This is a genomic window from Pseudomonas kulmbachensis, from assembly GCF_963681935.1.
Taxonomy (GTDB): Bacteria; Pseudomonadota; Gammaproteobacteria; order Pseudomonadales; family Pseudomonadaceae; genus Aquipseudomonas; species Aquipseudomonas kulmbachensis.
The window spans coordinates 5,295,443-5,307,097 of the sequence record NZ_OY817088.1; the positions used below are offsets into that span (position 1 = coordinate 5,295,443).

10 protein-coding genes and 1 pseudogene are annotated in these 11,655 nt (G+C 55.0%); all 11 read right to left on the minus strand.

From position 1 onward, the window contains the following. Positions 1–10 precede the first annotated feature (10 nt). The 11 genes and pseudogenes from U5A05_RS24180 to rpmH all read right to left on the minus strand — a co-directional run bounded on the left by U5A05_RS24180 (position 11) and on the right by rpmH (position 11,092). Positions 11–418, minus strand: coding sequence for a F0F1 ATP synthase subunit I (locus U5A05_RS24180; protein WP_003437994.1), 408 nt, complete (start codon positions 416–418; stop codon positions 11–13). A gap of 148 nt (positions 419–566) precedes the next feature. Continuing rightward, a complete protein-coding gene (locus U5A05_RS24185) occupies positions 567–1,439 on the minus strand; it encodes a ParB/RepB/Spo0J family partition protein (protein ID WP_261740325.1) in 873 nt (290 codons plus the stop codon). Positions 1,440–1,448: 9 nt separating this feature from the next. Beyond that, positions 1,449–2,240: a ParA family protein gene (locus tag U5A05_RS24190; protein ID WP_016782871.1), complete on the minus strand. Its 792-nt coding sequence runs from the start codon at positions 2,238–2,240 to the stop codon at positions 1,449–1,451. A gap of 18 nt (positions 2,241–2,258) precedes the next feature. Further along, positions 2,259–2,903 (minus strand): 16S rRNA (guanine(527)-N(7))-methyltransferase RsmG, encoded by a 645-nt coding sequence (rsmG, locus tag U5A05_RS24195; RefSeq protein ID WP_261740326.1) that lies wholly within the window; start codon positions 2,901–2,903, stop codon positions 2,259–2,261. Then, positions 2,900–4,792 carry a tRNA uridine-5-carboxymethylaminomethyl(34) synthesis enzyme MnmG gene (mnmG, locus tag U5A05_RS24200; RefSeq protein ID WP_261740327.1) on the minus strand — a complete coding sequence of 631 codons (1,893 nt, stop codon included), beginning with the start codon at positions 4,790–4,792 and terminating at the stop codon, positions 2,900–2,902. Before mnmG ends, rsmG begins: the two co-directional genes overlap by 4 nt. A 504-nt stretch (positions 4,793–5,296) precedes the next feature. Continuing rightward, positions 5,297–6,914: pseudogene (locus tag U5A05_RS24205) on the minus strand (ABC-F family ATP-binding cassette domain-containing protein). Between the two features lie 256 nt (positions 6,915–7,170). Beyond that, positions 7,171–8,538, minus strand: coding sequence for a tRNA uridine-5-carboxymethylaminomethyl(34) synthesis GTPase MnmE (gene mnmE, locus U5A05_RS24210; protein ID WP_261740329.1), 1,368 nt, complete (start codon positions 8,536–8,538; stop codon positions 7,171–7,173). Between the two features lie 79 nt (positions 8,539–8,617). Next, positions 8,618–10,300: a membrane protein insertase YidC gene (gene yidC, locus U5A05_RS24215; protein ID WP_261740330.1), complete on the minus strand. Its 1,683-nt coding sequence runs from the start codon at positions 10,298–10,300 to the stop codon at positions 8,618–8,620. A 13-nt stretch (positions 10,301–10,313) separates the two neighbouring features. Further along, entirely contained in the window at positions 10,314–10,547 is a 234-nt protein-coding gene (gene yidD, locus U5A05_RS24220) for a membrane protein insertion efficiency factor YidD (protein WP_019828647.1), read from the minus strand. After that, entirely contained in the window at positions 10,540–10,941 is a 402-nt protein-coding gene (rnpA, locus tag U5A05_RS24225) for a ribonuclease P protein component (protein ID WP_261742522.1), read from the minus strand. Before rnpA ends, yidD begins: the two co-directional genes overlap by 8 nt. A 16-nt stretch (positions 10,942–10,957) precedes the next feature. Beyond that, positions 10,958–11,092, minus strand: coding sequence for a 50S ribosomal protein L34 (gene rpmH / locus U5A05_RS24230; RefSeq protein ID WP_003213577.1), 135 nt, complete (start codon positions 11,090–11,092; stop codon positions 10,958–10,960). Positions 11,093–11,655 lie beyond the last annotated feature (563 nt).

Below are 11,655 nucleotides of genomic sequence, written 5' to 3' on the forward strand. Positions count from 1 at the left end.
CTCAAACGCCCTAAGGTCTCGAAAGTGTTGTTCTCATTAGCAGGGGAGCGAACCAGCTGACCAGTTGGGTCAACACGAAGACGCCGAATACTGCTAACGGCGCCAATGGCTTCACACCTGCAAACGTCAGCGCGAACAGCACTGCCGTCAAAATTAACTTGCCCGCCTCACCGGCGTAAAACGACCGGACGATGGCTTGCGCTGCTCGGGCGCCGGAAAACCGAAAAGCCCTGTGAGCAAAATACACATTGGGTAGCAAAGCTATCAGGCCTCCGCAGAGTCCTGAATATCCGGCGACGACTCCATGCCATTGCCAGAGCCCCAAAGCAGCCAGCAATAAAACGACAAATTGAGCCAGTAAAACCGGAAAAACCGCCAAGCGATGGAACGGCAAGCGGTTTGGCGTGCGGGTTTCCATCACAACTGCTCCTCAAAGGTCGGCTACCAAAAACTGAAAACTTGGCATAATTTGTGCCGACAAAATGCGCGCAGAGTATAGGGGCGCTTAAGCCCCTATTCAACTGTCAGGTAGTGATTTCCGACTGCGCGCTACATGGGGAATTGTTTCAGCGGATGTGAGCAAGCACTCCCTGAAGCTCATCCAGAGAATTGTAACCAATCACTAACTGGCCTTTTCCCTTCTTTCCGTGGCGGATCTGCACCGCAGAGCCTAGGCGCTCAGCCAGGCGCTGTTCGAGCCGGGTAATGTCCGGATCGGGTTTAACCGGTTCAGCAGGCTCTTGTTTGCCGCTCAGCCACTGGCGAACCAGGGCTTCGGTCTGACGCACTGTCAGACCGCGTGCGACAACGTGTCGCGCCCCTTCAACCTGTTGATTTTCAGGCAAACCGAGCAATGCCCGCGCATGACCCATTTCCAGGTCACCGTGGGACAGCATGGTCTTGATCACTTCCGGCAATGCAATCAATCGCAACAAGTTAGCCACAGACACTCGGGACTTACCCACAGCGTCGGCGACCTGTTGCTGAGTCAGCTGGAACTCTTGCTGCAAGCGCTGCAAGGCGACGGCTTCTTCAATCGGGTTGAGGTCTTCGCGCTGGATGTTCTCGATCAGCGCCATCGCGATGGCGGTTTCATCCGGTACGTCTTTGACCATCGCCGGGATGGTGTCCTTGCCTGCCTGTTGGCTGGCGCGCCAGCGGCGCTCACCGGCAATGATCTCAAAGCGGTTGCCTTCAATCGGGCGAACCACGATCGGTTGCATCACGCCTTGAGACCTGATCGAGCTTGCCAGCTCTTCAAGCGCCTGCGGATCCATATCGCGACGAGGCTGATACTTGCCGCGCTGGATCAGGTCCAGAGGCAAGTGTTGCAGTTCGCTTTGATCAACCTTGACCGCTTGCTCTTCCAGCGAGCTGACTGTTGGACCACTCAGGAGTGCATCCAGTCCGCGTCCGAGACCTCGTTTCTTGACGGCCATGGGATTTCCTTAAGTTGGCTGAGGCGTGCGGGTAGAACGACGTTGACGACGAACCAGCTCGCCCGCCAGGGCAAGGTAAGCAATCGCGCCACGGGAATTCTTGTCATAGGCCAATGCAGGCATGCCGTAGCTTGGAGCCTCGGCCAGACGAATGTTGCGCGGAATAACCGTGTCGTAGAGCTGCTCGCCGAAGTGTTCCTTGAGCTGCGCCGAGACATCGTTCATCAGGCTCAGGCGCGGGTCATACATGGTCCGCAGCAGGCCTTCGATCTTCAGGTTCGGATTCAGCAGCTCAGCGATACGCTTGATGTTATCCACAAGGTCGCTCAAGCCTTCGAGTGCGAAGTACTCGCACTGCATGGGGATAATCACCCCATCGGCAGCAACCAGAGCGTTCAGGGTCAGCATCGACAGAGACGGCGGGCAATCGATCAAAATGTAATCGTAGCTCTCGCGAACCGGCGCCAGAGCTGTGCGCAGACGGCTTTCTTTCATCTGCATTTCGAGCAGCACCACTTCGGCTGCCGTCAGGTCGCGGTTAGCGGGCAGAAGCTGGTAACCACCGTGTTCGGAGACGTGCATGGCCTGAGCCAGGTCGCATTCGCCGATCAACAGGTCGTAGACCGAATTCTCGAGACCGTGTTTATCCACACCGCTACCCATGGTGGCGTTGCCTTGTGGATCAAGGTCGATCAGCAGCACGCGGCGCTTGGTCGCGACCAGCGATGCTGCGAGGTTGATACAGGTGGTGGTTTTACCCACACCACCCTTTTGGTTCGCTATTGCGAATACCTTAGCCATTCTTGCTTGCGTTCCCAATCATGCCGTGCGGCGCAGTATCAGCAGATGGCGTTGGCCTTGGCAACCTGGAACGGTCAAGGCGTGTTCGCTATCTAGACGAAAATCAGACGGCAATGCTACCAGCTCATCAGCCGGATGAACGCCCTTCATTGCCAGCCAGCGTGTTTCGCTGTTGCCAAGGTGACGCGTCCAGTTGCTGAAGTTCTCCATGCTGCTGAAAGCCCTGGAAACAATTCCATTGAATGGCAGCTCAGGCTGAAACTCTTCAACGCGGCTGTGGATAACTTGCAAGTTATCCAGCTTGAGTTCGAGTTTCACCTGGGTCAGAAAACGGGTTTTCTTGCCGTTGCTGTCCAGACAGGTCACTTGCGACTCGGGAAACAGGATCGCCAGAGGGATGCCCGGCATCCCGCCACCGCTACCCACATCCAGCCAACGGCCGTTTTCGATGAAGGGCATTACGCTCAGACTGTCGAGCAAATGGCGCGACACCATTTCGTCCGGGTTACGCACAGCCGTGAGGTTGTAGGCCTTGTTCCATTTGATCAACAGGGCCAGATAACCCAGCAATAGCTGATGCTGGTTTTCGGTCAGTGCGACACCCAGTTGGCGTGCACCTGTGGATAACTCTTCGGCGTGTTGTGCGGTAACCAGCGAACTCAAGCGTTTTGCTCCAACGTGCGGCCAGCGCCGCGCTTTTTCAGGTGAATCATCAACAGGGAAATCGCCGCCGGAGTCACGCCGGGAATGCGCGAAGCCTGGCCCAAGGTCTCGGGACGGGTGGCGCCCAGCTTGCTCTGGATCTCTTTCGACAGACCGGAGATGGTCGTGTAATCGATATCCACAGGTAGTTTGGTGTTTTCACTGGCGCGCAAACGGGCAATTTCGTCTTGCTGACGATCGATATAACCGGCGTACTTGGTTTTGATCTCAACCTGTTCGGCGACCAACGGATCTTCGGCGCCCTGCCCGGTCACTTCAATCAGACCGACGTAGTCGATTTCTGGACGGGTCAGCAGATTCAGCAAATTGTATTCATGGGTCAGAGGCGTGCCGAACTTGGCAGCAATCGCATCGCCTTGCTCAGTCCCCGGGCGAACCCAGGTACTTTTGAGTCGTTGTTCTTCCTGCGCAATGCTTTCGCGCTTGGTGCAGAACGCCGCCCAACGGGCGTCGTCGACCAGGCCCAATTCGCGGCCTTTTTCGGTCAAACGCATGTCAGCGTTGTCTTCGCGCAGGATCAAGCGGTATTCGGCGCGGGAGGTGAACATCCGGTACGGTTCTTGAGTACCCAAGGTAATCAGGTCATCGACCAATACCCCGATGTACGCCTCATCGCGACGCGGGCACCAGCTTTCCTTGCCCTGTGCGAGCAATGCAGCGTTGGCGCCAGCCAGCAAACCCTGGGCGCCGGCTTCTTCGTAACCGGTAGTGCCGTTGATTTGCCCTGCAAAGAACAAACCGCCGATAACTTTGGTTTCGAGGCTGTATTTCAGGTCACGCGGATCGAAGTAGTCGTACTCGATGGCATAGCCGGGACGCACGATATGGGCGTTTTCCATACCGCGAATCGATTGCACGATCTGGATCTGTACATCGAACGGCAAGGAGGTGGAAATCCCGTTCGGGTACAACTCATGGGTCGTCAAACCTTCCGGTTCGATAAAGACCTGGTGGCTTTCCTTGTCGGCAAAGCGATGGATCTTGTCTTCGATCGACGGGCAGTAACGTGGGCCAATACCTTCGATCACACCCGAATACATCGGTGAACGATCAAGGTTGGACGCAATGATTTCGTGGGTGCGGGCGTTGGTATGGGTAATCCAGCAACTGACCTGGGCCGGGTGCTGTTCTTTGTTGCCCATGAACGACATCACTGGAATCGGGGTATCGCCTGGTTGCTCGGTCATTACCGAGAAATCTACAGAGCGGCCATCGATACGCGGTGGTGTACCGGTTTTCAGGCGACCAACTCGCAGAGGCAGTTCACGCAGGCGATGTGCGAGGGCAATCGAAGGTGGATCACCGGCTCGGCCGCCCGAGTAGTTCTGCATTCCGATGTGGATAAGTCCGCCGAGGAAGGTGCCAGTGGTCAAAACTACTGCATCAGCCATGAAGCGCAGGCCCATTTGGGTTACTACGCCGCGGACTTGGTCCTGTTCAACGATCAGGTCATCAGCAGCCTGTTGAAATATCCACAGGTTGGGCTGGTTTTCCAGAATTTCGCGTATCGCCGCCTTGTACAGGATGCGGTCGGCCTGTGCGCGGGTTGCGCGCACTGCCGGGCCTTTGCGCCCGTTGAGTACACGGAACTGGATACCGCCTTTATCGGTAGCCATCGCCATCGCGCCGCCAAGGGCGTCGATTTCTTTAACCAGATGGCTTTTACCAATCCCGCCAATCGCAGGATTGCAGCTCATTTGCCCGAGGGTTTCCACGTTGTGGGTCAACAGCAGGGTTTTTACGCCCATGCGTGCTGAAGCAAGTGCAGCCTCGGTTCCGGCGTGACCGCCGCCGATGACGATCACTGCAAAACGGGAAGGGAAATTCACCACGCACCTCGTGCCTGTTACTAGGGGTTTTTTGGATAGACCGCGAAGTATAGGGACTTCGCCCTTCTTAAAGAACCCTTTGCACAAAATTTAACCAGCTGTGGATAAGGGCAAGATAGATAAATAAATAGAGAAGAAATTTATAAAGCTTTGTTTTTATGTTTATTTCTACTGAGGCACCTTTCTGTGGATAGATTGCTACAGGCTATATTCTACGTACTGTACAGAGATTCAAAAGTCTGTGTTCATGTGCCAATAAGAGGCTTGGATAAGTGCTTTAAGCCTGTGGGTAAAACAGGTTCTTATCCACAGGGGTGGTTATCTTCAGTTTTCAGGCCTACTTACCCACTGACCTGAAGGCCAGTTATGCACAGGGCTTATTCTGCTGTTTACGCGGTTTTTAGCCAATAAACAGGCAGCCGAAAACCGCATGAAGGGTCAATTCTTCACGCGGTCGGACGATCGGTCAGTGATAAAAGTGATAAACGGCACGCGCCAGTACCCTTAGAGAGGGGTATACAGCCAGCCTGTGGGTGATGCCTGGAGCCTGTGGGTAATTCCAACAGCGGCCAAAAAACACCTCGTCGTGTGAGGTAACAACCAAAGTACCGGGGTACTGTTTGAGCATGCTTTCCAGGGCCTGAACTGAAGGCAGATCCAGGTGATTGGCTGGTTCATCGAGTAATAACAACTGTGGAGGGGACGCGGCATAGAACACGCAAGCCATGGCGGCTTTCAGGCGTTCACCCCAACTGAGTCGGTTGCATGGCTGATTGACTTGTTCTGCATTCAGGCCCAATTGCGCCAGCCGGGTGCGCAATTCACCTTCATTGAGCTGCCGATTGAGGGACTGCAATTGCTCAAGAACGGATTGCTCAGGCTTTAACACTCCCAGGTGCTGGTCGAGATAAGCGGCAGTTACGAAGGTCCGGGCCTGACCTGAAACAACCGATAGTTGCCCAGCCAGTACCTTGAGCAAGGTTGACTTGCCGCAGCCGTTTGGTCCCACCAAGGCAATACGCTGGCCACGCGTTAGCGTGAGATTGATGGAGCGCAACTGCTCAGTCCCTAGTGGCAGACGGGCATCAATTAATTCAGCGATTTGCACCGGCGCGCTTTGGCAAGCTTGAGGCGGATAAACAAAGATGGCCTGCTGCTCTTCTACCTGACTCGCTGCCTGGCGGACTTGAGCAGACAATTGTTCGCGTGCTGCATCCTGTTGTACCCGCAGTTTGCCACTGCTGGTCTGGCTACGTTCCTTTTGTCGGCCCAGTAAAATTTTGGCCTGATTGGCATCACTGGCCTGTTTGCGGCCACGGGATTGGCTGCGCTCAAGACGCTCTTTTTGCTCACGCAGGGCCTGTTCCTGACGCTTTCGCTCCAGCCTGACCGATGCCAGTTGTTGTTGCGCCGCTTGTTGTTGCTCGGCTTTGGCCTGTGTATAAAACGAAAAACCACCGCCATAACGGGTGAGCCCCAGGGATGACAACTCAACAATGCGCTCCATGTGCTCCAACAAGTCGCGATCATGGCTGATTACAAGCAAGCCGTTGGGCCACTGCTGCAACTGCTCATGGAGGGCAAGACGGTGCTGGTTATCCAGATGATTGGTGGGTTCATCCAGTATCAACAGGTCGGCTTGAGACAAGAAGGCACCCATCAGGGCCACACGCATGGCTTCGCCGCCGCTGAGGACTGAAGTGGGGGTCGAGGGCGTCAGGTGGGTGAGGTTGTTCTGGCTCAACTGGTCGAACAATTGCTGACGAATACCCCAGCGTTCGCCGACGCAATCAAAGTCTGCTTGCTCAGTGCTGCCCTGCTCTATTCGCTCAAGAGCGCTAATGATGGACTGCACACCGGCTAGGTGTGCCACGGTATGTGCGGGATCGGGGCTGATTTGCTGGGCCAGGTAATACACAGAGCCATTGCGCGTGCAGCGGCCTGTGGAGGGAAAGATATCCCCAGCGATCAGACGTGCCAATACACTTTTGCCCACACCATTACGCCCTACCAGGCCGGTACGGCGATGGTCGAGATGCAGATCAAGGTCTGAAAACAGGAAACTGCCATCGGGCAGATGATAAGAAACGCCTTCCAGCGTTACATAGGTAACGTGAGTCATACGCACTCCAGAGATGCACAGATCTACCCCCTGTTGCAGGGGAATCGAGAACTGGCCGCAAGCATCGCGGCGGCATCAATTGCGCATTGGACTAATACCTCGTTGGGAATGTGGATAACTGTAGCAGCTGACGAAGGAACGAGGCTGCGTTCGGCGGCGAAGCCGTCGCAAAATCAGACACTGCGGTGTGCCAGTTAAAACTGGCACTCAGGATTTACGACGACTACGTCGCCGAACGCAGCCAGCTGCTACGAGTTTACTTACCGATACAGAAGCTCGAGAAAATCCGCCCCAGCAAATCATCAGAGCTGAATGCCCCGGTAATCTCACCCAGTGAATGCTGCGCTTGGCGCAGATCCTCAGCCAGCAACTCGCCTGCGCCCGCCAGGGTCAGTTGCGCCCTGCCGTGCTCAAGTGCTTTGCTTGCTTGCTGCAACGCCTCCAGATGGCGACGGCGCGCGCTGAAGCTGCTTTCAGAGGTCTGCTCATAGCCCATGCAGGCCTTGAGGTGTTCACGCAGCAAGTCCAGGCCATCCGTTGATTTGGCGCTCAGGCTGATCGTGACATGGCCATCTTCGCTGACCTCCAGGGCAATGTTCTCGCCGCTGAGGTCTGCCTTGTTGCGGATCAGGGTCACTTTCGCCGGATCAGGGCGCTGTTCAAGAAACTCCGGCCACAGGGCAAACGGGTCATCCGCTTCCGGTGCAGTGGCATCAACTACCAACAACACCCGATCGGCTTCGCCAATAGCCTTGAGTGCCCGCTGCACGCCAATTTTTTCCACATGATCGTCGGTATCGCGCAACCCTGCCGTGTCGACCACATGCAGCGGCATGCCATCGATGTGGATATGTTCACGCAATACGTCACGGGTAGTACCGGCAATCTCGGTCACGATGGCCGCTTCACGTCCGGCCAGGGCATTGAGCAAGCTCGATTTGCCAGCATTGGGTCGACCGGCAATGACCACATTCATGCCATCACGCAGCAAGGCACCTTGCCCGGCTTCGCGCTGAACGGTGGATAACTCTTCGCGAACCTTGTCCAGCATGCCAAGCACATGGCCATCGGCCAAAAAATCGATTTCTTCTTCCGGGAAATCAATCGCCGCTTCGACATAGATGCGCAAACCGATCAATTGCTCGGTCAAGTTATGCACACGTTGTGAGAAAGCTCCCTGCAAGGAACGCAATGCGTTACGCGCAGCCTGTGCAGAACTTGCCTCGATCAGGTCGGCAATCGCCTCGGCCTGGGCCAGGTCGAGCTTGTCATTTAAAAATGCGCGCTCGCTGAATTCGCCCGGACGAGCCAGACGGCAACCCAGTTGGATGCAGCGCTGCAGCAGCATATCCAGAACGATCGGGCCGCCGTGGCCTTGCAGTTCCAGTACGTCTTCGCCGGTAAAGGAGTTGGGGCCGGGGAAATACAGCGCGATGCCTTCGTCCAGCACTTCACGGTTTTCACCGTAAAAAGGGCCGTAATGGGCATAACGCGGTTTCAGCTCGCGTTCGCTGAATGCTTGCGCCGCAACACTGGCGAGCGGGCCGGAAATACGTACGATCCCCACACCACCTCGGCCCTGGGCGGTCGCTACTGCGGCAATGGTCTCAGCCGGAACACTCATAAACAGGCCTCAAAACAAAAGTGACGGATAGCAAAACGCCCCACTAGGGGGCGTTTTGAGTGGTGCTCACCAGAGTAGGTTACTCGGCTGCTTTTTTGGTAGCAGCTTCAACTTTACGGGTGATGTACCACTGTTGAGCGATGGACAGGCAGTTGTTCACAACCCAGTACAGCACCAGACCAGCAGGGAACCACAGGAAGAAGAAGGTGAAGATGATAGGCATCAGCTTCATCACCTTGGCCTGCATCGGATCCGGCGGAGTCGGGTTCAGACGCTGCTGGATGAACATGGTTGCGCCCATGATGATCGGCAGAATGAAGAACGGGTCTTTGATCGACAGGTCGGTAATCCAGAGCATGAACGGCGCCTGGCGCATTTCAACACTTTCCAGAAGTACCCAGTACAAGGACAGGAAGACCGGCATCTGCACCAGGATTGGCAAGCAGCCGCCCAGTGGATTGATCTTCTCTTTCTTGTACAGCTCCATCATTGCTTGCGACATTTTCTGGCGGTCATCACCGAACTGCTCTTTCAGAGCAGCCAGTTTTGGTGCCACGGCGCGCATGCGAGCCATCGACTTGTAGCTGGCGGCCGACAGAGGGAAGAAGATCCCTTTGATCAGCATGGTCAGGAAAATAATCGACCAACCCCAGTTACCTACCAGGCTGTGGATATGTTGCAGCAACCAGAAAATAGGCTGAGCGATAAACCACAGAATGCCGTAGTCGACGGTCAGTTCCAGGCCTGGGGATAACTCTTTGAGTACACCCTGGCTCTTCGGACCTGCGTACAACGTAGCGCTGGTTTCAGCAGTTTTGCCCGGCTCAACGGTCAACGTTGGGCCAGTGAAACCGATGATGTAGTTGCCTTGGCTGTCTTTGCGGGTCTGAACGACGTTGCTATCGCCTTTCTGAGGGATCCACGCGGTCACAAAGTAGTGCTGCAACCAAGCAACCCAGCCGCCTTGTACGGTTTCTTTCAGCTGAGCCTTGTCGATATCTTTCATCGACACTTTTTTGTACGGCTCTGAACTTGTCCACAGGGCAGCGCCCAGGTAAGTCGCAGTGCCGGTGGCAGTGCTGGAAGAAGGATCGGAGCTGGCGTCACGCTTCAATTGCGCGAACAGGTTGCCGTTCCACGGCTTGCTGCTCTCGTTATCAATCAAATAGCTGACTTGTACATCGTACAAACCACGCTTGAGCGTGAAACGCTTGATGTAATTGATGCCGTTTTCGCTGAATTTCAGATCAACAACCAACTGATCCTGGCCTGGGGCCAGTTCGTAGGTCTTCTTTTCAGTGTTGAAAACAGGGCGACCTGACGCACGAGCGTCCGGACCGTCAACGCCTGTCAGGCCACTTTGTGCCAGATAGGTACGTTCGTTGCCGTTATCGAACAACTGGAAAGGAACGTCCGGGTGATCCTGGCGACGTGGATAAAGCGGCAGACGCAGCTGGGCAATATCACCACCTTGTGGATCAATCGCGATGTCCAGAACATCCGTTTTTACGTGGATGAGGTCTTTGCTAGCAGCCACCGGAGTTTCAGTCGGTTTGCTGGTATCGGTATTGGCGCTGGGTACATCGGCACTGTTCGAAGCGTTGTTACCTGAAACCGTATCGGGCAAAGCCGGCGCGGTGGTGCTGGCGGCAACATTCTGAGTCGGCAGGGCAGCTTGGCCATAGTCCTGGTTCCATTTCAGAACCATAACGTAGGACACGACTGCTAGAGCGACGATCAGGATCGTGCGTTTAATATCCATGATTACTCGGCCATCAAGAAGAACGGGAGGTAGGGATAGGCGGAACCGGGTCGTAACCACCGGGATTCCACGGGTGACAGCGACCTAAACGACGAAAGGTCAGCCAGCCGCCGCGCAGAAGGCCATGATTTTCGATGGCTTCCAACGCGTAGCAGGAACAACTGGGGTAGAAACGGCAGTGGCTGGCCATCAAAGGACTAATGGCATAGCGATAAAACTGGATCGGAACGAGCGCCAGTTTACGCATCAGGACTGCCTACCCCTACAGTTTCGGTTTTAACCACTGGAACTGGCGTGTTACGGGCCAGACGCTTCCAGAGTTTGCCGAAATGCTGAATCAATTCGGGGTTCTCTACGTCACCCAAACCTTTGCGCGCGACGATAACGATATCCCAACCAACCAGTAAATCCTGGTGGAGACGAAACGATTCACGCATCAAACGCTTAAGGCGATTGCGCTGAACGGAGAGCTTTACGCTCTTTTTCCCGATTACTAACCCCAAGCGGGGGTGATCAAGATCGTTGCTGCGCGCAAGGAGCAGGAGATTTTTCCCCGGAACCTTGCCGGTGGGGGAGTCAAAGACTGCCTTGAAGTGTCGGGGAGTGAGTAACCGCTTTTCCCGACTGAAGTCCTGACTCACCACCATTGTCTGATTATCAAACTGCCAGACGTGCACGGCCTTTGGCGCGGCGACGCGACAGGACTGCACGGCCGTTTTTGGTTGCCATGCGAGCACGGAAACCGTGAGTGCGGGCGCGTTTGATAGTGCTTGGTTGGAAAGTACGTTTCATGTCGTGCTACCTGGTTCGTCCACAACGGGCCGGAATGGCCCCCGTTTTAAGAGACCGGCGATTCTAGAGAATGCAAGCCAATAGGTCAATTTCCAACCAGCGTTTACCGGTAAATAGATGTTTGTCGTTTTGCACAAGCCTTTCGCCTGCCAACTATAGAAATAAAAAAACGAAGTATTTAAAGCTCTTTTAAAGATGTAACTACTCTTAGAGGAGCCACTATCTGTGGATAACTTGCTACAGCCCATATGGTTAAAGGCTATCAGCGATCCGAAAGGTTGTCCAAAAACCGTGCTCTGCCTGTGCTGCACCCGCGGATAAGCTGTGCATGAAAGGGGCTTTTATCCACAGGCGACTTATGCACAGAGTTTCGACCCCACTTGTGCAACGAGCTTAGGCCCGCTTATCCACAGACCTTATGCACATACCATTTGTCGCTTTGTTCACAGCAAAAAGCCTGTTGTCTCCTTATATGCAGGTCACCTACATGTGGATAAGTGGGCCCGCGGCCGCTACAATGGCGCCTGTTTTTGCCTCACCGGCTTTCAACTTAGGGGATATCC